This window comes from Cellulomonas chitinilytica, assembly GCF_016862675.1.
GTDB classification, from domain to species: domain Bacteria; phylum Actinomycetota; class Actinomycetes; order Actinomycetales; family Cellulomonadaceae; genus Cellulomonas; species Cellulomonas chitinilytica.
On the sequence record NZ_BONK01000010.1, the window covers coordinates 112,760 to 134,320 of the forward strand.

Genomic DNA, 21,561 nt, shown 5'->3' on the forward strand with positions numbered 1-21,561 from the left:
TTACCGGGATCAGGCCGTGCAGAACGACGGCAGCAGGTCGGCCGGCGACCCCGCGGGGCACGGGTCGAACGTGAAGATGACGAGCGTGCCGAGGATCACGACGACGGCGAACGCGAGGTACAGCAGGCCCTTGAGGACCAGCCGCGTGCCGTCGCGCTCCGCGTAGTCGTTGATGATCGTGCGCACGCCGTTGGTGCCGTGGATCATCGCGAGCCAGAGCATCAGCAGGTCCCAGACCTGCCAGAACGGCGAGGCCCACTTGCCGGCGACGAAGCCGAAGTCGATGGCCTTGACGCCGTCACCCGCGACGAGGTTGACGAACAGGTGGCCGAAGATCAGCACGAGCAGCAGCACGCCGGACGCGCGCATGAAGATCCAGCCGTACAGCTCCGTGTTGCCGCGCGTGGTGCGCCGGCCGGGGCCGCCCCTGGGCGGGCGGGGAGCCTTGGGGTCCGCGACGAGGGTCATCACTCACCTCCGAACACGTGCATGAGGTGGCGGGGCAGGAAGCCGGCCATGGTGACGACGAACAGGCCGACGACGACCCAGAGCATCACCTTCTGGTACTTCGGGCCCTTGGCCCAGAAGTCCACGAGGATGATCCGGACGCCGTTGAAGGCGTGGAAGACGATGGCGGCGACGAGGCCGGCCTCACCGAGGCCCATGATCGGGTTCTTGTACGTCCCGATGACGTCGTTGTACGACTCGGGCGACACCCGCACGAGGGCGGTGTCGAGCACGTGCACCAGCAGGAAGAAGAAGATCAGGACGCCGGTCACGCGGTGCGCGACCCACGACCACATGCCTTCCCGCCCTCGGTAGAGAGTTCCGGCGGGCGCTTTGGCGGGCGCTGCGGGCACTGGAGGGGCCTCCTGGCGAGTCAGGGGTGTGAGGACGTCGTCGTCCGCTGAACGAGGGTGCGCGCCGGCGGCGAGGCCGGTACGTGCATCCGTCTCACTGTATAGACACAGGGGCGTCACACCGTGCCCGCCAGGGCCTTCGGTCCCATGTCGGGGGCCGATTGTGAGGAACTCCACAGCGCGGGGTCCCGACGTGACCCGGCTAGCCTTGCGGACCATGGACGCCCCCCTCGACGGTCAGGTCCCCGACTTCCACGCGGTCATCCCCGCGGGCGGCGCCGGGACGCGCCTGTGGCCGCTGTCGCGCTCCGGGCACCCCAAGTTCCTCCTCGACCTGACCGGCTCGGGCCGCACGCTGCTCCAGGCCACCGTCGACCGCCTCGTCCCGCTGACGGGCCCCGACCGCGTGCTCGTCGTCACGGGCGCCCGGCACGCCGCCGCGGTCGGCGCGCAGCTGCCCGAGGTCGCCGGCGGTGCCGGCCCCGAGCGGGTGCTCGCCGAGCCGTCGCCGCGCGACTCGATGGCGGCCATCGGGCTGGCCGCCGCGGTCCTTCTCGAGCGGCACGGCGAGGACGTGGTCCTGGGGTCGTTCGCCGCGGACCACGTCATCCACGGCACCGAGGAGTTCGCCCGGGCCGTCCGCGAGGGCGTCGTGGCGGCGCGCGCGGGGCACGTGGTGACGATCGGCATCGCTGCGACCGGTCCGTCGACCGCGTTCGGGTACGTGCGGGCGGGCGACCCGCTCGGCCTCGAGGGCGCGCCGAGCGTGCGTGCCGCGGCCGGCTTCACGGAGAAGCCCGACGAGGAGACGGCGGCGGCCTACCTCGCGACCGGCGACTACCGGTGGAACGCCGGGATGTTCATCGTCCGCGCGCGCGTGCTGCTCGACCACCTCGCGGCGCAGCTGCCCGCGCTGCACGACGGGCTGCGGACGATCGCCGCGGCGTGGGACGGCCCCGAGCGGGAGGCGACCCTGTCGGCCGTCTGGCCGGGCCTGACGAAGATCGCGATCGACCACGCCATCGCCGAGCCGGTCGCCGCGGCCGGCGGGGTCGCGGTCGTCCCCGGCGACTTCGGGTGGGACGACGTCGGCGACTTCGCGTCGCTCGGGACTCTCCTGGCGGGCGAGGGCGGGGCGGGCGGCACGCTCGGCGACGACGCGTCGGTGCTGCGGGTCGGTGCCGCGGACGCGCTGGTGGTCCGGTCCGGCGGCCGCACCGTGACCGTCGTCGGCGTGCCCGGTGCGGTCGTCGTCGACACGCCGGACGCGGTGCTGGTGACGACGCGCGAGCACGCGCAGGAGGTCAAGGCGGCGGTGGACGGCTGGCGGGCGCGCGGGCGCGACGAGCTGCTCTGAGGATCCGGCCGGGCGCCGGCCGGCCCGTCGCGACCCTGCGCAGGGGGCTGCGCGTGACGGGCGGACGGTCCGGACGGGCGTGCGGGGGCGGCGGATAAGGTCGAGGACGTGCCAGACGACGTCACCACCTTCCCGGCCGTCCCCGCCCTGGACGACCTGCGCCCCGCACCGGTGGCGCCCGACGCCCGGCGGCTCGCCGCGCTCGTCGCGTCGCTGCGGGACGAGCTGGTCGAGGTGCGGCGGGACCTGCACGCGCACCCCGAGCTCGGCCGCACCGAGGAGCGCACCACCCGGGTCGTCGCGGAGCGCCTGCGCCTCGCCGGCCTGTCGCCGCGGCTGATGCCCGGCACCGGGCTGGTGTGCGACCTCGGCCCCGGCCCCGCGGTCACGGGCCGCCGCCGGATCGCGCTGCGCGCCGACCTCGACGCCCTGCCGGTGCAGGACACGAGCGGTGTGCCGTGGGCGTCGACGGTGCGCGGCGTCGCGCACGCGTGCGGTCACGACGTGCACACCACGGCGGTGCTCGGCGCGGGCCTGGTCCTCGCCGAGCTCGCGGCCGCGGGGGAGCTGGCGACCGGGGTGCGGCTGGTGTTCCAGCCCGCCGAGGAGGTGCAGCCGGGCGGCGCGCTCGACCTGATCGCGGCGGGTGCCCTCGACGGGGTGGGCCAGATCTTCGGCGTGCACTGCGACCCGAAGGTCGACGTGGGCCAGGTCGGCACACGCATCGGCCCGATCACGTCGGCGAGCGACGAGGTGACGGTGACCGTCACCGGCCCCGGCGGGCACACGTCCCGGCCGCACCTCACGGGCGACGTCGTGTTCGCGCTCGGCCAGGTCATCACGCAGGTGCCCGCGATCCTGGGCCGGCGGCTGGACCCCCGGTCGGGGGTGAACCTCACCTGGGGCGCCGTGCAGGCGGGGTCGGCGCACAACGCGATCCCGTCGACGGGCGCGGTCAAGGGGACGCTGCGCTGCCTCGACGTGCGCGCCTGGGAGAAGGCGTCGGAGGTGTTCCACGCGGCCGTCGAGCAGGTGGTCGCGCCGCTCGGGGTCGAGGTGCAGGTCCGTCACCAGCGCGGGGTGCCGCCGGTGGAGAACGACGAGCGGTCCACCGGCGTGCTGGAGGCCGCGGCGCGCGACGTGCTGGGGCCGGACGCGGTGCTGCTGACGGAGCAGTCGCTCGGGGGCGAGGACTTCGCCTGGTACCTGACGAAGGTGCCGGGGTCGATGGCCCGGCTCGGCACGCGGACGCCGGGCGGCCACACGTACGACATCCACCAGGGGGACCTGCGCGTCGACGAGCGGGCGGTGGAGGCCGGTGCGCTGCTGCTCGCGCGCGTCGCCGTGCTCGCGGGGCGCGCCTGAACGGGTGTCCTGCACCTGGGCGCTGCGTCTCGTGAGATGAGACGGCGCGTCCGTCACCTGGGAGGACATTCCAACTAGGTAACGGAACACCGCAGATACCGCTCGGTAACATGCGCGTGACCCACGGCTCAGTAGTGTCCGGAGCATCGAAGCCGGACGAGCCGCCTGCGCGACGGGGTGCTGCTGTGCCGTCCGTCATCACCTGTGCAGGTGTGCCGACGAGATCCCAGGAGATCCGCGTGAAGAACATCATTCGTGTGGCCGCATTCGGCGGGGCTGTGGCCCTCGCGCTCGCGGCGTGTGGCAGCGCCCCCGAGGAGTCCGGTTCGACCGGCACCGCCGGCGCGTCCGACTTCAAGGCCTGCATGGTCTCCGACTCGGGCGGCTTCAACGACAAGTCGTTCAACGAGTCGGGCTACAACGGCCTCAAGGACGCCGAGGAGTCGCTCGGCATCAAGACCGCCACGGCTGAGTCGAAGCAGGAGTCCGACTTCGCGCCGAACATCGACACGATGGTCGGCCAGAACTGCAACCTCATCGTCACGGTCGGCTTCCTGCTCGCGACGGCCACGGGCGACGCCGCCCAGGCCAACCCGGACACGAACTTCGCGATCGTCGACTCGACCGCGCAGGACGCGGACGGCAACACGATCGAGCTCGACAACGTCAAGCCGCTGAGCTTCAACACCGTCGAGGCCTCGTACCTCGCGGGCTACCTCGCCGCCGGCATGAGCAAGACGGGCACCGTCGCCACCTACGGCGGCATCCAGATCCCGACCGTCACCATCTTCATGGACGGCTTCGTGGACGGCGTCGCCAAGTACAACGAGGTCCACGGCACCTCGGTCAAGACGCTCGGGTGGGACAGCAAGGCGCAGAACGGCTCGTTCACCGGTGACTTCGAGGACCAGTCGAAGGGCCAGCAGCTCACCAACACCTTCATCGACCAGGGCGCGGACATCATCCTCCCCGTCGCCGGTCCGGTCGGTGGCGGCACGCTCGCCGCGGCGCACGACGCCAACACGGCCGGCAAGGCCGTCTCCGTGATCTGGGTCGACTCCGACGGCGTCGAGACCAACCCGGACTCGTCCGACATCATCCTCACGTCGGTCCTCAAGCAGATCGGCCAGGCGGTCAACGACGTCGTCACGGCGGCGTCGAAGGACCAGTTCGACAGCGCGCCGTACGTCGGCACGCTCGAGAACGGCGGCGTGGACCTCGCGCCGTTCCACGACTTCGACTCGAAGGTCCCCGCGGACCTCAAGACGGAGCTCGACAAGCTCAAGGCGGACATCATCAGCGGCGCGGTCACGGTGACCTCGCCCAGCTCGCCTCAGCAGTCCTGACCTCAGGGCACGGGGGGTCGGTTCGGACACGCCGTCCGGGTCGGCCCCCCGTGCGCGCCCGACCAGGGCTAATGTCGGCTTTGTCCTCGCGATGAAGGAGTCGCCGTGAAGCTCGAGCTTCGAGGGATCACCAAGTCTTTCGGGCCGCTCGTGGCCAATGACCACATCGACCTCGTCATCGAGCCGGGCGAGATCCACGCGCTCCTTGGCGAGAACGGCGCCGGCAAGTCGACGCTGATGAACGTCCTGTTCGGTCTGTACGACGCGGACTCCGGGGAGATCCTCCTCGACGACGAGCCGCGCACCTTCTCCGGGCCCCGGGACGCGCTCGGCGCGGGCATCGGCATGGTCCACCAGCACTTCATGCTGGTCCCCGTCTTCACCGTCGCCGAGAACGTCATGCTCGGCCACGAGTCCACGAAGCCCGGCGGGGTCGGGATGCTCGACCTCGACGCGGCCCGTCAGCGCGTGCGCGAGCTCGCGGACCGGTTCGGGTTCGAGCTCGACCCCGACGCGGTCGTCGAGGACCTCCCGGTCGGCGTCCAGCAGCGGGTCGAGATCGTCAAGGCGCTCGCACGTGACGCGCAGGTGCTGATCCTCGACGAGCCGACCGCGGTGCTCACGCCGCAGGAGACCGACGAGCTCATCGGGATCATGCGGCAGCTCAAGGAGGCCGGGACGTCGATCGTCTTCATCACGCACAAGCTGCGTGAGGTGCGGGCGGTCGCCGACCGGATCACGGTGATCCGCCGCGGTGCCGTCGTGGGGTCCGCCTCCCCGGAGGCGAGCGAGACGGACCTCGCCTCGATGATGGTCGGGCGCGCGGTGTCCCTGTCGCTCGGCAAGGCCCCCGCGGTGCCGGGGGAGACGACGGTCCAGGTCAGGGGCCTGACCGTGCTCGACGCGAACGGATCGGCCGTCGTCGACGACGTGTCGTTCGAGCTCGCCCGCGGCGAGATCCTTACGCTCGCCGGCGTGCAGGGCAACGGCCAGACGGAGCTGTGCGAGGCCCTCCTCGGCCTGGAGCGGCCCGCCGCCGGGTCGATCCTGCTCGAGGGGAACGAGCTCGTCGGGCTCTCGCCCAAGCAGGTGCTCGACGCCGGGGTCGGGTTCGTGCCCGAGGACCGGTCCGTCGACGGGCTGGTCGGCGACTTCTCCGTCGCCGAGAACCTCGTCCTGGACCTGGTCCACACGAAGGAGTTCTCGCGGGCGGGTGCGCTCGACCTGGCCGCGATCCGCAAGAACGCCGACCACCGCATCCAGGAGTACGACATCCGGACGCAGTCCGCGACGCAGGCCGCCGGCCGGCTCTCGGGCGGCAACCAGCAGAAGGTCGTCCTCGCCCGCGAGCTGTCGCGGCCCCTCAAGCTGTTCATCGCGAGCCAGCCCACGCGCGGCGTGGACGTCGGCTCCATCGAGTTCCTGCACCGGCGGATCGTCGCGGAGCGCGACGGCGGGACCCCGGTGCTCATCGTCTCGACCGAGCTCGACGAGGTCGTCGAGCTCGCCGACCGCATCGCGGTGATGTACCGCGGCCGGCTCGTGGGCATCGTCCCGTCGGACACGCCGCGCGACGTGCTCGGCCTGATGATGGCCGGCGTCCCGCACGACGAGGCGACGGCGCAGGCCGCGGAGCACCCCACGGAGGCCGGACATGAGTGACGAGATCGTCGGCGCGGACGCGTCCCCGACGAGCGGGATGCCCGAGCCCGAGCGGGCGAAGGCGGCGCCGGAGGAGGACCGCGGCCAGCGGGCGCTGCGGGAGATCGTGAGCGGCGACATCGGCGTGAGCGTGCTCGCGTTCGTGCTCGCGCTCGTGATCGGCGGGCTCCTCATCGCCTTCACCAACCCGGAGGTCACCGCGGCCGCCCACTACTTCTTCGCCAAGCCGATGGACACCATCACCGCGGCGTGGAACGCGGTGTGGGACGCGTACGCGGCGATGTTCCGCGGGGCGGTCTACAACGGCCAGGCCGACACGTTCCAGAAGGCCATCCGGCCGCTCACGGAGACCATGACGGTCGCGACGCCGCTCATCATCGCGGCGCTCGGCGTGGCCGTCGGCTTCCGCGCCGGGCTGTTCAACATCGGTGCCCAGGGGCAGATCATCCTGGGCGCGACGGTCGGCGGGTACATCGGCTTCGCCTACAGCCTCCCGGCCGGCATCCACCTGCTCCTCGCCCTGCTCGGCGGGATCCTCGGCGGCGCGATCTGGGCCGGCATCGCGGGCGTGCTCAAGGCCAGGACCGGGGCGCACGAGGTGATCGTCACGATCATGCTCAACTACGTCGCCCTGTACCTGCTGGCGTACCTGCTCACCACCGACAAGTTCACGCGTGCCGGGTCGAACCAGCCGACGAGCCCCGGGGTGAAGGAGACCGCGCAGCTCCCGCTGCTCCTCGGCGACTGGTCCCGGCTGCACGCCGGGTTCATCGTCGCGATCCTCGCCTCGATCTTCGTCTGGTGGCTCATGACGCGGTCCGTCCTCGGCTTCCGGTTCCGGGCGGTCGGGTCCAACCCGCACGCGTCGCGCACCTCAGGCATCGGGATCCCGACGACGATCGTGCTCGTCATGGTCGTCTCCGGTGCGCTCGCCGGCCTCGCGGGCGGCGTGCACATCCTCGGCACGGAGCACCAGCTCACCGGCGGCATCGCCGGCTCGCTCGGGTTCGACGCCATCACGGTCGCCCTGCTCGGTCGGTCGAGACCGCTCGGCATCTTCTTCGCCGGCCTGCTGTACGGCGGCCTGAACGTCGGCGGCCGCGTCATGGAGGCCGCGACGGGCACGCCGATCGACATCGTCCTGGTCATCCAGGCGCTCGTCGTGCTGTTCATCGCCGCACCCCCGCTCGTGCGGGCCATCTTCCGTCTTCCCACACCGAGGGCGGCCGTCGCGAAGGGAGCGGCCGCGTGACCGCCGTCGACACCCGTGCACCCGCGGCGCCGCCCGCGCGCACCGAGCCGCTCACCCGCCGGTCGTGGAGGGCACCGATCGCGTTCGGCGTCCTCGGCCTCGCGGCGCTCGTCCTGTTCGGCCTGCTCGGCAAGAGCGGCGAGGACACGACCTTCGTCATCTCCACCGACAACGACTGGGTCCAGATCGGGCCTGTGTCCGTGCCCTCCCAGGCCACGGCGATCGTGCTCGGCGTCCTCATGCTGCTGCTGGCTGCGTACGCCGCCTGGCGGGCGTGGAACCGGCAGCGCCCCGGCGTCTGGGTCGCGGCGCTCTTCGGCGTCCTGTGGGTCCTGTCGTTCCTCGTCTGGGCGGTCGCGGGCAAGTCGATGTCGCTGGTCGGGCTGCTGCAGGGGTCGCTGATCCTGGCCGTGCCGCTCGCGTTCGGCGCGATGGGCGGTCTGCTCAACGAGCGCTCCGGCGTCGTCAACATCGCGATCGAGGGGCAGCTGCTCACCGGGGCGTTCGGTGCGGCCGTCGTCGCGTCCGTCACGCACTCGGTGTACGCCGGGCTGATCGCGGCACCGGTGGCGGGGCTGGTCATCGGCTCGCTGCTCGCGCTGTTCACCGTGAAGTACCGGGTCAACCAGATCATCGTCGGCGTCGTGCTCAACGTGTTCGCCGTCGGGCTGACGAGCTTCCTGTTCTCGTCGGTGCTCAAGCCGAACGCCGCGACGCTCAACTCGCCGCCGCGCATGCCCGTCATCGACATCCCGGTCCTGTCGGGCATCCCGATCATCGGGCCCGTGCTGTTCCGGCAGACGCTGCTCGTCTACCTGCTGTACGTCGCGGTGTTCGTCGTCACCGTCGCGCTGTTCCGCACCCGGTGGGGCCTGCGCGTCCGGGCGGTCGGCGAGCACCCGCTCGCCGCCGACACCGTCGGCATCGACGTCCAGGCGACCCGGTGGCGCAACGTGCTGCTCGGCTCCATGGTGGCCGGGCTCGGCGGGGCGTTCTTCACCATCGGGTCGGTCGGGGCGTTCAGCCAGGAGATGACCGCCGGCAAGGGCTACATCGCCCTCGCGGCCATGATCCTCGGCCGGTGGACGCCCGTCGGCGCCCTCGCGGCGGCCCTGCTGTTCGGCTTCTCGGACAAGCTGCAGCAGGTGCTCGGCGTCCTGCAGACGCCCGTGCCGAACCAGTTCATGCTCATGCTCCCGTACCTCGTGACGATCGTCGCCGTGGCCGGGCTCGTCGGCCGCGTGCGCGGACCGGCGGCTGCGGGGGAGCCCTACGTCAAGGAGTGACATGCCGGACATCGACTGGGACGTCCTGCGTGCCGCCGCCACCGACGTGATGCAGCGGGCCTACGCGCCCTACTCGCAGTTCCCCGTCGGCGCCGCCGCGCTCGTCGACGACGGCCGGGTGGTCGTCGGCTGCAACGTCGAGAACGCGTCCTACGGCGTCACGCTGTGCGCCGAGTGCGCGCTCGTGTCGGGGCTGCACGTCTCGGGCGGCGGGCGGCTCGTCGCGTTCACGTGCGTCGACAAGCACGGCAACGTGCTGATGCCGTGCGGGCGCTGCCGGCAGCTGCTGTGGGAGCACGGCGGTGCACGGCTGCTCGTCGAGACCGTGAGCGGCGTGAAGCCGATGACCGAGGTGCTGCCCGACGCGTTCGGGCCCGACGACCTGGAGGACCGGAAGTGAGCGAGTCATTCGACGCGGTCGACGTCATCGTCGCCAAGCGGGACGGGCGGCGCCTGACGGACCCGCAGATCGACTGGGTCATCGACGCGTACACGCGCGGCGTGGTCGCCGACGAGCAGATGTCGGCGCTCGCCATGGCGATCCTGCTGAACGGGATGGACCGGGCCGAGATCGCCCGCTGGACGGCCGCGATGATCGCGAGCGGCGAGCGGATGGACTTCTCCGGGCTGTCCCGCCCCACCGCCGACAAGCACTCCACGGGCGGCGTCGGCGACAAGATCACGCTCCCGCTCGCCCCGCTCGTCGCGGTGTTCGGCGTGGCCGTGCCGCAGCTGTCCGGCCGCGGCCTCGGCCACACGGGCGGCACGCTCGACAAGCTCGAGTCCATCCCGGGCTGGCGGGCCGCGCTGACGAACGACGAGATGATGCGCCAGCTCGACGACGTGGGCGCCGTCATCTGCCAGGCCGGGTCGGGGCTCGCCCCGGCCGACCGCAAGCTGTACTCGCTGCGCGACGTCACGGGGACCGTCGAGGCGATCCCGCTCATCGCGAGCTCCATCATGAGCAAGAAGATCGCGGAGGGCACCGGCGCGCTGGTGCTCGACGTCAAGGTCGGCTCCGGCGCGTTCATGAAGGACCTCGACCGGGCGCGGGAGCTCGCGCGCACGATGGTGGCGCTCGGCACGGACGCCGGCGTGAAGACCGTCGCGCTGCTCACCGACATGTCGACGCCGCTCGGGCTCACGGCCGGCAACGCGCTGGAGGTCCGCGAGTCCGTCGAGGTGCTCGCGGGCGGCGGCCCCGCGGACATCGTCGAGCTCACCGTGGCGCTCGCACGCGAGATGCTCGACGCCGCCGGACGGCCCGACGCGGACCCCGCGGCGGCGCTCGCCGACGGCCGGGCGATGGACGCCTGGCGGCGCATGATCGAGGCCCAGGGCGGCGACGCGGACGCGACGCTGCCCGTGGCGCGCGAGACCGACCAGGTGCTCGCCACCTCCGACGGCGTGCTGGCGACCCTCGACGCGTACGCGGTCGGCGTCGCCGCGTGGCGGCTCGGTGCCGGCCGGGCGCGCAAGGAGGACCCCGTGCAGGCAGGCGCGGGCATCGAGCTGCACGTCCGGCCGGGGGAGCCCGTCCGCGCGGGGCAGCCGATCCTCACGCTGCACACGGACACCCCCGAACGGTTCGGGCGCGCGCGGGAGGCCCTCGACGGGGGAGTCGTCGTGGCGCCGGCCGGGACCGCCGTCGAGGTGGGTCCGCTGGTCATCGACCGCGTCGACGCATGACCGGCCGCCCCGCTCCGTCTGGCGACCGGCACCCGCACAGAGCACGATGGTCAGGACCGACCCCGACGACGCGGCAGGAGGAGCCATGAGCACCGTCCCCGGAACCGGCGCCTGGCAGGACGCAGGCCTGGAACCCGTCGTCCCCGAGCAGCCGCTGCGACTCACCGACGAGCCCGACGACACCCCGCCCGACCCGGAGGAGTACGAGCCCGGGTTCCCCCGCGCCGACCGTGAGGGCACGGCGGACGAGGCCGACGTCGTGGAGCAGGACACCGAGGTCCCCGCCGAGGACGACGACCAGGGCGACGTCGCGTGACCGGGCCCGACGCCACGGGGACCCGACGCAGGGCCGCAGGTACGGTGTCCGCATGAACCGCCCAGAACCGACGGAACCGGCGAACCCGGCAGACGCCGCACCCGACGCCACGCCGGACACCGCACCCGACGCCACGCCGGATGCTGCGCCGGACGCCACGCCGGACGCCACGCAGGACGAGCGAGCGGCGCAGGACGCGCAGCGTACGGCCGCCCTCGTCGCCTTGATCCCGTCGCTCCCCAAGGTCGTCCTGCACGACCACCTCGACGGCGGGCTGCGTCCCGCGACGATCGTCGAGCTCGCCGCCGAGATCGGGCACGAGCTGCCCACCACGGACCCCGACGAGCTGGGCCGCTGGTTCGTCGAGGCCGCGTCGTCGGGCACGCTGCCGCGCTACCTCGAGACGTTCGACCACACCGTCGCGGTGATGCAGACCGAGGAGGGGCTGCGCCGGGTCGCCCGCGAGTCCGTGCTCGACCTCGCGGCCGACGGCGTGGTGTACGCCGAGCAGCGGTACGCACCCGAGCAGCACCTGCAGCGCGGGCTCACCCTGCAGCAGGTCGTCGACGCCGTGCAGACCGGGTTCGCCGAAGGGATCGCCGAGGCGTCGGCGCAGGGACGCAGCATCCGGATCGGGACGCTGATCACCGCGATGCGGCACGCCGACCGCGGCGAGGAGATCGCCGCGCTCGCCCTGGCGAACCGGGACGACGGCGTGGTCGGGTTCGACATCGCCGGGGCCGAGGACGGCTTCCCGCCGTCGCGGCACGAGGCGGCGTTCCGGACGCTCGCCGCCGCGGACTTCCCCGCGACGGTGCACGCCGGCGAGGCGGCAGGCCTCGACTCGATCTCCGAGGCGCTGCACGTCGCCGGCGCCCTGCGGCTCGGGCACGGCGTGCGGATCACCGACGACATCACCGTCGACGAGCTCGGCGACAAGCTCGGCCGGGTGGCGCACTGGGTCCGCGACCGGCGCGTGCCGCTCGAGCTGTGCCCGTCGTCGAACGTGCAGACGGGTGCGGCGGCCTCCGTGGCGGAGCACCCCGTCACGCGGCTCAAGGGCCTCGGCTTCACCGTGACCGTCAACACGGACAACCGGCTGCAGTCGGGCACGACGCTCACGCGCGAGCTCACGCTCCTCGTGGAGCAGGCCGGCTGGACGCTCGACGACCTGCAGGAGGTCACGGTCACGGCGGCCGAGCACTCCTTCCTGCACCACGACGAGCGCACGATCCTGATCGACACCGTGATCCGCCCGGCCTACGCGGCGGTGCGCGGCAGCCGGCACCGGGCCTGAACCCCCGCGGCGGACCGAGAGGCAGAACGATGACCAGCACCCCCTTCGACGCGGCCGCCCTGGCGCTGTACGTCGACCACACCCTCCTCAAGCCGGAGGCGACGACCGCGGACGTCGAGGCGCTCGTGGCGGAGGGGCACCGGCTGGGCGTCTACTCGGTCTGCATCTCGCCGTCGTTCCTGCCGCTCGACCTGTCGGACGCGCCGGGGCTCAAGGTCGCGACCGTGTGCGGCTTCCCGTCGGGCAAGCACCACAGCGACGTCAAGGCCACCGAGGCGGCACGGTCCGTCCGTGACGGCGCCGACGAGGTCGACATGGTGATCGACGTGGGCGCCGCGATCGAGGGCCGGTACGGGGACGTCGAGGCGGACATCACGGCCGTGCGGGCGGCGACGCCCGCGCCGGTGGTGCTGAAGGTCATCATCGAGTCGGCCGCGCTGACGGACGAGCAGGTCGTCGCGGTGTGCCGGGCGGCGGAGGCGGCGGGGGCGGACTTCGTCAAGACGTCGACCGGGTTCCACCCGGCGGGCGGCGCGACGGTGCACGCGGTGCGGCTCATGTCGCAGACCGTCGGCGGGCGGCTCGGCGTGAAGGCGTCCGGGGGCGTGCGGACGGCGGCGGACGCGCTGTCGATGATCGAGGCGGGGGCGACCCGGCTCGGGCTGTCGGGGACCGCGGCGGTGCTCGGCGGGCTCGAGGCGGCGGAGGGGTACTGAGCGCGGGCCGACACGCCGGCCGAGGTGCCCGCCGACGCGACGGCCGACCGGCGACCGCGAGCCCGGCGGGCCCTCATCGGGTTCTCACGGGGTTCTCACGCGGTTCTCATGCGGTTCTCATCCGGCTCGGCGGTCCGCACGTGTCACCCGTTCGGCCACCGCCGGGACGATTGACGCGAGCACCCCGCCCGGACGACAGTGGGGCCCGAAAACAGCACCCCGACCCCCGACCGACCTCGACCCGAGCTCGACCGCGGCGTGCGCAGGACCCCGACGGGAGGAGACGCACGCCGCATGGGCCGGATCCGACGCGGCACGCTCGTGGCCGCGCTCCTCGTGCCCGCCGTGGCGGCCGTCCTCGTGGTGACGACGCTGAGCCGCGCCGACGACCGCACCAAGGACGTCCAGGTGCCGTCCGCGTGGTCGGCCGTGTGGCAGCGCAGCCACACCCTCGAGGGGGAGGACGTCGTGCTGGCCTGGGGCGACCTCGCGGGCGAGGACCCGCGGAACGCCCCGAGCGAGCTCCGGTTCGACCCGGCGGCCGTCCTCGCCGACCTGGACGCGCTCTACGCGCTGGACGTCCGTGACCTCCAGGTCGCCGACGAGCGCGGGCCCGCGGGCCGGCACAAGATCGTGGTCCTCGCGGACGGCACCTGGTCCGGCACCGTCCCCGACCGCCCGGGGGGCGCGGAGACCGGGGGTGTCTCCGCACAGGGCCGCACGGCGACCGGCGTCGTCGAGGACGGTGTCGGGCTGGTCCGAGCGGAGGTGTCCGCGCTGCGCGGGGTGTCGACGGCGTCGTGGGACCTGGCGCGCGGGTTCGCCGAGACCGTCCTGGGCTTCGCCGCGGACGGCGGCCAGGGCTTCGCCGCGGACGCCGACGACCCGTTCTGGGCGGCCAGCGCGGCGTTCCTCGCCACCGCGTCCTCCGACTCCGGCATCGGCGACCCGTCCGACCTCGTCCGGTCGCCGTCGCTGCCGTGGTCGAGCGCCCGGTCCGGCGACGGCGGCTGGCTGCTGCTGCAGTACCTCGCGGACCGCGACGGCGGCGACCTGCTCGGGCGGCTGTGGCGGGGCGCACGGGACGGTGAGTCGCCGATCGAGACGTACCGCCGGCTGACGAAGATCGACCAGGCGAGCCTCAACCGGCGCGTCGCCGAGTACGCGCTGCGCACGCTCACGTGGGACTTCACGCACCAGGGGCAGATCCTCGACGGCGTCGCCGGGCTGGACCCGGTGCTGGTCGCGGGCCGGTCCACCCCCGTGACGGCCGTCGCGGACGACCCGGGCCGCTACCAGGTGCTCGACGGGTTCGCGCCGTCCGACTACGGGTTCAACCTCGTGCGGCTCGTCCCCGACGCCCCGATGTCGACGATCCACGTGCGCCTGCGGGGCCACCCTGGGGCGCCCGACGCCGGGTGGAGCCTCGGGCTCGTCGCGCTGCGCGACGGCATCCCGCGGTACAGCCCCGTCGTCGAGGGGCAGGACGAGGAGGTGCAGTTCGCGCTGCGTGACGGCGAGGACGAGGCGTATCTCGTCGTCGTCGGGACGCCGTCGGTGACCCACACGCCGTCCGGCGGCGGGTTCGGCTCCGCGGCGCGGTACCCCTACGAGTTCCGGGTCGCCGGAGCGACCGTCTCGACGAGCGGGGCGGCGGAGCCCGTCGAGGGCGGCCACCCGCACGCCAACGGCGGCGGCTGGGTCGACGACGACGCGACCGTCGACGACACCGCCTACGTCGGCCCCTACGCGGTCGTCCGCGGCGACGCGCAGGTCCACGGCACGGCGCGCATCGAGGGCGCGGCGTGGGTCGGGGACGGCGCGGTCGTCGAGGGGCAGGCCGTGGTCCGCGACATGGCGGTGGTGCGCAGCGGCGCGCGGCTCGGCGGCACCGTCGTCGTGGGCGGCGACGCGGTCGTCGACTTCGCCTGCGCGGCCGGCACGTACGCCACGTTCGCGCCCGCGCGGGTGTGCGACGGGCTCGCCGGACCAGCCGACGTCAACGCCGCCGTCACGCCGTTCGCGGCGACCGACCTGGCGTTCGGCGACCCGATGGTCGTCTCGGTCGACCCGCCCGCACCGACGGACCCCTCGGCACCGACCACCGGCCCCGGCGGTACGCCCGGCAGCCCCACCGGCGCAGGAACCCCCCGCCCCGGTGCGACACCGACGACGGCGCCGACGTCGGGACCTGTCGTCACGTCCACCCCGAGCCCCACGTCGGGCGTCGTCGAGCCGCCCGAGCCTGTGCCCGCCGGAGCGTGCTCCGCGACGTACGTCGTGACGAACACCTGGCCCGCGGGCGACGGGTCGACCGCCTTCCAGGCGCAGCTCGAGGTGACCGCGGGGAGCGGCGGCGTGCAGGGCTGGGCCGTCTCCTGGCAGCTGCCCGCCGGGCAGCAGGTCACGGCCGTGTGGAACGCCCAGCTGGGCACCAGCGGCTCCACGGTCACCGCGGAGAACATGTCGTACAACGGCACCCTGCGGTCCGGCGAGAAGGCGGTGTTCGGTCTGCAGGGGGCCGGGCCGGAGGCGGTGGCGCGCAACGTCGCGCAGCTGACGTGCACGCGGACGCGGTGACCCCGCGCTCGACGCCCAGCCCGTCAGAGACCCGGCTCGTCGGACAGCCGGCCCGTCAGATCCCCACCTCGTCAGATGCCCAGCGCCGCCCGGACGTCCGCGGCGACGGCGTCGAGCCGGTGCCGCGCTGCCGACCGGGCGTGGCCGACGGCCGCCCGGTCCGCGTCGGGTGCCACGGGCTCCACGACCTCGAGGTAGCACTTCACCTTCGGCTCGGTGCCGCTCGGTCGCACGACGACACGGGTGCCGTCGGCCGTGAACATCCGCAGGCCCGGGGTGGCGGGCAGCCCGTCACGATCGTCGTCCGTGCCCGCGGCGAGGTCCACGACGGACGTCACGGGTGAGCCGCCGAGCGACCGCGGCGGGGTCGTCGTGATGCGTCCCACGGCGGCGCCGATGTCGGCCAGGTCGACGAACCGGGCGGAGACCTGGTCGGTGAGGTGCAGGCCGTGGGTCCGGGCCAGGTCGTCGAGCCGGTCCATCAGGGTGTGGCCCGAGGCCTTGAGCCCGGCGACCATCGTCGCGACGACGAGCGACGCCGAGATGCCGTCCTTGTCGTGCACGTGCTCCGGGTCGACGCAGTAGCCGAGGGCCTCCTCGTAGCCGAACACCAGGCCGTCGACCCTGCTGATCCACTTGAAGCCCGTGAGGGTCTGCGCGTAGCCGACGCCGGCGTGCTCCGCGATCCGCCCGAGCAGGCGGGAGGACACGATCGAGCTCGCGAGGACCGCGCCCTGCGTCTGGCCGGCGAGGCGGTCCACCGCGGCCGCGCCGAGCAGCGCGCCCGTCTCGTCGCCGTGCAGCATCCGCCACCCGTCGGCGCCGGCGGTGTCGGGACCGCGGTGCTGGCGAGCCCGCGGGTCCTGGGTCGCGACGGCGCACCGGTCCGCGTCGGGGTCGAGGGCGAGGACCACGTCGGCGCTCTCGTCGGCCGCGAGGCCGAGCGCGAGGTCGATCGCGCCGGGCTCCTCCGGGTTCGGGAACGCCACCGACGGGAAGTCGGGGTCGGGCGCCTCCTGCTCGGGCACGACGAACACGTCGGTGAACCCGGCCGCGGCGAGCACCCGCGCGGCGACCTCGCCACCGACGCCGTGCAGCGGTGTCAGCACGATCCGCACCCGGCGGGCGGCCTCGAGCGCCTCGGGGCTGCGGTCGGCCAGCGAGAGCACCGACTGGACGTACGCGTCGACGATCTCCTCCCCGAGCACGGTCCACCCCGACTCGGCGCGGGGGACGGACGCGACCGACGGCACGCGGGCGATCTCGGCCGCGATCGCGGCGTCGGCCGGCGGCACGATCTGCGACCCCTGGCCGGCGTCCGTGACGACCCGGCCGCCGAGGTACACCTTGTAGCCGTTGTCCTGCGGGGGGTTGTGCGACGCGGTCACCATGATCCCCGCGTCGGCGCCCAGGTGCCGGACCGTGAAGGCCAGGACGGGTGTCGGCAGGGCCCACGGCAGCACGAGCACCTCGATGCCGACGGCCGCCAGGACCGCGGCCGAGTCGACCGCGAACTGCGACGAGTTGTGCCGGGCGTCGAAGCCGATGACGACGCGCGGCGGCGGGCTGACCCCGTCGAGCTCGCCGATCAGGTAGTCCGCGAGCCCGGACGCCGCGCGGATCACCACGGCACGGTTCATCCGGTGCGGCCCGCCGCCGAGCCGGCCGCGCAGGCCCGCGGTGCCGAACTGCAGCAGCCCCGAGAACCGGTCCGCGAGCTCGGCCCGGGCGGCGACCCGCGCGTCGAGCGCCTGCCGCTGCGTCGGGTCCGGCTCACGCCCCGGCTCCAGCCCGACGGGGCTCTGCCGGGCGGCGGCGAGCAGGCGGCGCAGCTCCTCGGCCGTCTGCGGGTCCGGGTCGTCGTCGATCCAGGTCTGCACCCGCGCCTCGAGCGCGGTCCACGCGTCCTCGCCGGTCATGGGCCCAACGTACTGTCAGATGCGCCGGACCACCTCGGCGAGCAGGGCGCTGATCCGCGGGCCTGCGGCGACGCCCGCCTCGATCACCTCGGCGTGGGACAGCGGGATCGGGCTGATCCCCGCCGCGAGGTTCGTGACCAGGGAGATGCCGAGCACCTCGAGGCCGGCCTGGCGTGCCGCGATCGCCTCGAGCGTCGTCGACATGCCGACGAGGTCGCCGCCGATGCGGCCGGCCATCCGCACCTCGGCCGGGGTCTCGTAGTGCGGGCCGGGGAACTGCACGTACACGCCCTCGTCGAGTCCGGGGTCGACCTCACGGGCGACCGCGCGGAGCCGCGTCGAGTACAGGTCGGTGAGGTCGACGAAGTTGGCACCCTCGATCGGTGACGTCGCGGTCAGGTTGATGTGGTCGCTGATCAGCACGGGGGTGCCGGCGGACCACGCCTGGTTGAGCCCGCCGCACCCGTTGGTGAGCACGATCGCCCGGCAGCCCGCCGCCGCGGCGGTCCGCACGCCGTGCACGACCCGGCGCACCCCGCGGCCCTCGTACAGGTGGGTGCGCGAGCCGAGCACGAGGGCGTGCCGGTCGTCGGGCAGGCGGATGGAGCGGATCGTGCCGACGTGGCCGACGACCGCGGGCCGGCCGAACCCGGGGATGTCGTGGCTCGGCACCTCGGCGACCGTCTCGCCGAGCAGGTCCGCCGCACCGCCCCAGCCGGAACCGAGGACGAGCGCGATGTCGTGGCGGGCGACGCCCGTCGCCTCCGCGAGGTGGATCGCGGCGTGCTTCGCGACGTCGAACGGGTCGGTCGCGTGGTCGTCGAGGTCCGGGCCGTGTGTGACGTCGCTCATGGTCGACAGGCTAGCCCCGGGTCCGGATCGGGGCCGGGGCAGAATGGTGGCTTGTGACCACATCGAACGCGCCCGAGCAGGACCTGCAGTCCACCCGCGTCGTCATCGTCGGCGGCGGCCCCGGCGGGTACGAGGCGGCGCTCGTCGCCCGGCGGCTCGGGGCGGACGTGACCGTCGTCGAGCAGGCCGGTCTCGGCGGTGCGGCCGTGCTGACCGACGTGGTGCCGTCCAAGACCCTCATCGCGACGGCCGAGTGGATGACGATCGCCGACCGCGCGCCCGAGCTCGGCATCCAGCTCGACGGCCTGCCGCTCGCCGGGGCTCCCGGCGACGCGGGCGGCGGCCTCGGCACGCTCGTGCGGCACAAGATCGACCTCGCCGCCGTGAACACGCGCGTCAAGGCGCTCGCGGCCGCGCAGTCCGCCGACATCCGCGGCCGGCTCGACCGGGAGGGCGTGCGGACCGTGCTCGGCCACGGCCGTCTCGACGGGGCGCAGCACGTGCAGGTCACGACGACGGCGGGGGAGGAGCTCACGCTCGACGCCGACGTCGTCCTCGTCGCCACCGGTGCGACCCCTCGCGTGCTGCCCGAGGCGCAGCCCGACGGCGAACGGATCCTCACCTGGACCCAGCTCTACGACCTGCAGGCGCTGCCCGAGCGGCTGATCGTGGTCGGCTCCGGCGTGACCGGCGCGGAGTTCGCCGGCGCGTACACGTCGCTCGGCGCGGACGTCGTCCTGGTGTCCAGCCGGGACCGGGTGCTGCCCGGTGAGGACGCCGACGCGGCCGAGCTGCTCGAGCGGGTGTTCCGGTCGCGCGGCATGACGGTCATGTCGAAGTCGCGGGCCGCCGGGGCGCGCCGGACCGCCGACGGCGTCGAGGTGACGCTCGCCGACGGGCGCGTCGTGCAGGGGTCGCACGTGCTGTTCGCCGTCGGCTCCGTCCCGACCACCGCGGGGCTAGGCCTCGAGGAGGCCGGTGTGCGGCTCACCGCGTCCGGGCACATCGAGGTCGACAAGGTGTCCCGGACGAGCGTGCGGAACATCTACGCGGCCGGTGACGTCACGGGTGTCCTGCCGCTCGCGTCCGTCGCGGCCACGCAGGGACGTATCGCGATGTCCCACGCGCTCGGCGACGCCGTCACGCCGCTCGCGCTGCGCGGGGTGTCGGCGAACATCTTCACGGCACCCGAGATCGCGACCGTCGGCTTCAGCGAGGCCGCCCTGCAGGCGCAGGGCGCGCACTACACGGTGAGCATGCTGCCGCTGGCCCGGAACCCGCGCGCGAAGATGCTGGGCGTGCGGGACGGGTTCATCAAGATCTTCGCCCACCCGGCGTCGGGGACCGTGCTCGGTGCCGTTCTCGTGGGCCCGCGAGCCAGTGAGTCGGTCTTCCCCCTGACCCTCGCCGTGACCCACCGCATGACCGCCGACCAGGTCGCCGAGGCCGTCACCGTGTACCCGTCGATGTCGGGGACGATCGCGGAGGTGGCCCGCATGCTCCACCACCGGTCGGAGGACTGAGCCGGAGGTCGACGGAAGGACCGGGCCGCGCGGAGCGTGGCACGGGCCTGGAGTCGACCGCAGGCTCGGTCCGACCACAAGCACAGGGACAGAGCCTGAGGCGAGCGAGAACACCGGGCCGCGCGGAGCGTGGGCGGGTGCGCCTCTTGACGCTCTAGACAGATCTGTCTACTGTCGCTCCCAGACGCATAGACAGACCGGTCTACCTAGGAGTCCCCGTGACCCGCCGACCCGCCCCCGCCGTGCACCTCGGACTGCTCGTCGCCCTCGTCGTGACGTTCCTCGCCGCGTCCGCGGCACCCACCCCGCTCTACGCGACGTACGCCGCCGCCTGGCACATCGGCCCGCTCGGCGTCACGGTCGCGTTCGGCGTCTACGCGGTCGCCGTGCTCGTCGCGCTCCTGGTGCTCGGGCGGCTGTCCGACCACCTCGGCCGCCGTCCGGTGCTCGTCGCGGGCACGGTCGGCCAGATCCTGGCGGTCGTGCTCCTCGCGACCGCCGACGGGTACGACGCGCTGCTCGTCGCCCGCGTGGTGCAGGGCCTCGCGACGGGTGCCGCCGTCGGCGCGCTCGGGGCGGCGATGCTCGACGTCGACCGGGGCCGTGGGGCCCTGACGAACAGCGTCGCGACCGGGGCGGGGACCGCGACCGGAGCGCTCGCGTCCGGCCTCGTCGTGCAGTACCTGCCCGCACCCACGCACACCATCTACGTCGCGGTGCTGGCGCTGCTCGTGCTGGAGCTCGTCGGGCTGCTCCTGGTGCCCGAGACGGCGCCCCGGACCCCCGGTGCTCGGGCCCGGGCGGCGGGGAGCCTGCGGCCGGACGTGCGGATGCCCGCCGCGGTCCGCGGCCCGCTGCTCGGGACCGCGCCCGTCGTGTTCGCCGTGTGGGCGCTCGCCGGGCTGTACGGCGCGCTCGGCCCGGCCGTGCTGCACGCCCTCACGGACTCCTCGAGCGTGCTGCTGGGCGGTCTCGCGCTCGCCACGCTCGCGGGCGTCGCCGCCGTCGCGGGGGCCCTGCTGCGGGACGTCGCACCGCACCGCGTGATGCTCGTGTCGGTCGGGGCCGTCGCGCTCGGGGTGCTCACCACGCTCGTCGCTGTGAGCACCGGGTCGACGGTCGGGTTCTTCGCCGGGACGGCGGTCGCCGGGCTGGGCTTCGGGGCCGGGTTCCAGGGGGCGGTCCGGACCGTGGTGCCGAAGGCGCGGCCCGAGGAGCGCGCCGGGGTGCTCTCGGTGCTCTACATCGTCGCGTACCTCGGGATGGGGGTCCCCGCCGTCGTCGCGGGGGCGCTCGTGGGGCGGGTCGGCGACCTCACGACGGTGGTGCGCGACTACGGCGTCGTCGTGCTCGCGCTCGTGGGGGTCGCGCTCGTCGCCCTGCTGCGGTCGCGCCCGCGCGCCGCGGCCCCGTCCGAGCTCATCGCGCCGCCGTCCGAGGGCGTCGCGCCCCTGCCGGTCGAGGCGGTCGAGCCGGTGAGCCTCGGTGGGCGATGATGAGGGCCGGGCGGGGCGCCGGGGCGGCGGACCCGGGGAGAGGTG

The 21,561-nt window shown here is 73.9% G+C and carries 18 protein-coding genes; 14 read left to right on the forward strand and 4 right to left on the reverse strand.

Going from position 1 to position 21,561, the window contains the following annotated elements:
• Positions 1–9: 9 nt before the first annotated feature.
• Both sdhD and sdhC read right to left on the reverse strand, forming a co-directional pair.
• Positions 10–468, reverse strand: coding sequence for a succinate dehydrogenase, hydrophobic membrane anchor protein (gene sdhD / locus Cch01nite_RS14875; RefSeq protein WP_203756558.1), 459 nt, complete (start codon positions 466–468; stop codon positions 10–12).
• Complete coding sequence (gene sdhC / locus Cch01nite_RS14880; protein ID WP_203756561.1) at positions 468–860, reverse strand: succinate dehydrogenase, cytochrome b556 subunit; 393 nt, start codon at positions 858–860, stop codon at positions 468–470. The genes sdhD and sdhC overlap by 1 nt, the downstream gene beginning before the upstream one ends.
• 217 nt (positions 861–1,077) lie before the next feature.
• On the opposite strand from sdhC, the gene Cch01nite_RS14885 reads away from it, so the two are divergent.
• The 12 genes from Cch01nite_RS14885 (at position 1,078) to Cch01nite_RS14940 (ending at position 15,726) form a co-directional block, all read left to right on the forward strand.
• A complete protein-coding gene (locus Cch01nite_RS14885; protein ID WP_203756564.1) occupies positions 1,078–2,217 on the forward strand; it encodes a mannose-1-phosphate guanylyltransferase in 1,140 nt (379 codons plus the stop codon).
• A gap of 156 nt (positions 2,218–2,373) precedes the next feature.
• Entirely contained in the window at positions 2,374–3,582 is a 1,209-nt protein-coding gene (locus Cch01nite_RS14890; RefSeq protein ID WP_239070718.1) for an amidohydrolase, read from the forward strand.
• 239 nt (positions 3,583–3,821) lie between these two features.
• A complete protein-coding gene (locus tag Cch01nite_RS14895) occupies positions 3,822–4,928 on the forward strand; it encodes a BMP family lipoprotein (RefSeq protein WP_203756568.1) in 1,107 nt (368 codons plus the stop codon).
• A gap of 105 nt (positions 4,929–5,033) precedes the next feature.
• Positions 5,034–6,590, forward strand: a complete 1,557-nt coding sequence (locus Cch01nite_RS14900) for an ABC transporter ATP-binding protein (RefSeq protein WP_203756570.1) — start codon at positions 5,034–5,036, stop codon at positions 6,588–6,590.
• A complete protein-coding gene (locus Cch01nite_RS14905; RefSeq protein WP_203756572.1) occupies positions 6,583–7,842 on the forward strand; it encodes an ABC transporter permease in 1,260 nt (419 codons plus the stop codon). The genes Cch01nite_RS14900 and Cch01nite_RS14905 overlap by 8 nt, the downstream gene beginning before the upstream one ends.
• Positions 7,839–9,128 carry an ABC transporter permease gene (locus Cch01nite_RS14910; RefSeq protein WP_203756574.1) on the forward strand — a complete coding sequence of 430 codons (1,290 nt, stop codon included), beginning with the start codon at positions 7,839–7,841 and terminating at the stop codon, positions 9,126–9,128. Before Cch01nite_RS14905 ends, Cch01nite_RS14910 begins: the two co-directional genes overlap by 4 nt.
• Before the next feature lies 1 nt (position 9,129).
• Positions 9,130–9,528 (forward strand): cytidine deaminase, encoded by a 399-nt coding sequence (locus Cch01nite_RS14915; RefSeq protein ID WP_203756576.1) that lies wholly within the window; start codon positions 9,130–9,132, stop codon positions 9,526–9,528.
• Complete coding sequence (locus Cch01nite_RS14920; protein WP_203756579.1) at positions 9,525–10,817, forward strand: thymidine phosphorylase; 1,293 nt, start codon at positions 9,525–9,527, stop codon at positions 10,815–10,817. Before Cch01nite_RS14915 ends, Cch01nite_RS14920 begins: the two co-directional genes overlap by 4 nt.
• An 85-nt stretch (positions 10,818–10,902) precedes the next feature.
• Positions 10,903–11,133 carry an Rv3202a family protein gene (locus tag Cch01nite_RS14925; protein ID WP_203756582.1) on the forward strand — a complete coding sequence of 77 codons (231 nt, stop codon included), beginning with the start codon at positions 10,903–10,905 and terminating at the stop codon, positions 11,131–11,133.
• 52 nt (positions 11,134–11,185) lie between these two features.
• Positions 11,186–12,430 carry an adenosine deaminase gene (locus Cch01nite_RS14930; protein WP_203756585.1) on the forward strand — a complete coding sequence of 415 codons (1,245 nt, stop codon included), beginning with the start codon at positions 11,186–11,188 and terminating at the stop codon, positions 12,428–12,430.
• A 29-nt stretch (positions 12,431–12,459) separates the two neighbouring features.
• Entirely contained in the window at positions 12,460–13,146 is a 687-nt protein-coding gene (gene deoC, locus Cch01nite_RS14935) for a deoxyribose-phosphate aldolase (protein WP_203756589.1), read from the forward strand.
• A 294-nt stretch (positions 13,147–13,440) separates the two neighbouring features.
• A complete protein-coding gene (locus Cch01nite_RS14940; protein WP_203756601.1) occupies positions 13,441–15,726 on the forward strand; it encodes a DUF6055 domain-containing protein in 2,286 nt (761 codons plus the stop codon).
• 71 nt (positions 15,727–15,797) lie between these two features.
• Here the strand turns inward: Cch01nite_RS14940 and Cch01nite_RS14945 are convergent, their stop codons facing one another.
• Together Cch01nite_RS14945 and Cch01nite_RS14950 are read right to left on the reverse strand one after the other, a co-directional pair.
• A complete protein-coding gene (locus Cch01nite_RS14945; protein ID WP_203756603.1) occupies positions 15,798–17,645 on the reverse strand; it encodes a phospho-sugar mutase in 1,848 nt (615 codons plus the stop codon).
• Between the two features lie 15 nt (positions 17,646–17,660).
• Positions 17,661–18,497 (reverse strand): purine-nucleoside phosphorylase, encoded by an 837-nt coding sequence (locus Cch01nite_RS14950; protein WP_203756605.1) that lies wholly within the window; start codon positions 18,495–18,497, stop codon positions 17,661–17,663.
• 53 nt (positions 18,498–18,550) lie between these two features.
• Here Cch01nite_RS14950 and Cch01nite_RS14955 point away from each other — a divergent pair, with 53 nt between their 5' ends.
• Entirely contained in the window at positions 18,551–20,020 is a 1,470-nt protein-coding gene (locus tag Cch01nite_RS14955) for an NAD(P)H-quinone dehydrogenase (protein WP_203756614.1), read from the forward strand.
• 218 nt (positions 20,021–20,238) lie between these two features.
• Positions 20,239–21,516 (forward strand): MFS transporter, encoded by a 1,278-nt coding sequence (locus tag Cch01nite_RS14960; protein ID WP_203756616.1) that lies wholly within the window; start codon positions 20,239–20,241, stop codon positions 21,514–21,516.
• The last annotated feature ends 45 nt before the right edge of the window (positions 21,517–21,561 follow it).

Coding starts and splice junctions, on each gene's coding strand:
- Cch01nite_RS14940 (WP_203756601.1), top strand. CDS start 13,441: ATGGGCCGGATCCGACGCGGCACGCTCGTGGCCGCGCTCCTCGTGCCC.
- Cch01nite_RS14950 (WP_203756605.1), bottom strand. CDS start 18,497: ATGAGCGACGTCACACACGGCCCGGACCTCGACGACCACGCGACCGAC.
- Cch01nite_RS14930 (WP_203756585.1), top strand. CDS start 11,186: ATGAACCGCCCAGAACCGACGGAACCGGCGAACCCGGCAGACGCCGCA.
- Cch01nite_RS14915 (WP_203756576.1), top strand. CDS start 9,130: ATGCCGGACATCGACTGGGACGTCCTGCGTGCCGCCGCCACCGACGTG.
- Cch01nite_RS14945 (WP_203756603.1), bottom strand. CDS start 17,645: ATGACCGGCGAGGACGCGTGGACCGCGCTCGAGGCGCGGGTGCAGACC.
- Cch01nite_RS14885 (WP_203756564.1), top strand. CDS start 1,078: ATGGACGCCCCCCTCGACGGTCAGGTCCCCGACTTCCACGCGGTCATC.
- Cch01nite_RS14905 (WP_203756572.1), top strand. CDS start 6,583: ATGAGTGACGAGATCGTCGGCGCGGACGCGTCCCCGACGAGCGGGATG.
- deoC (WP_203756589.1), top strand. CDS start 12,460: ATGACCAGCACCCCCTTCGACGCGGCCGCCCTGGCGCTGTACGTCGAC.
- Cch01nite_RS14925 (WP_203756582.1), top strand. CDS start 10,903: ATGAGCACCGTCCCCGGAACCGGCGCCTGGCAGGACGCAGGCCTGGAA.
- sdhD (WP_203756558.1), bottom strand. CDS start 468: ATGACCCTCGTCGCGGACCCCAAGGCTCCCCGCCCGCCCAGGGGCGGC.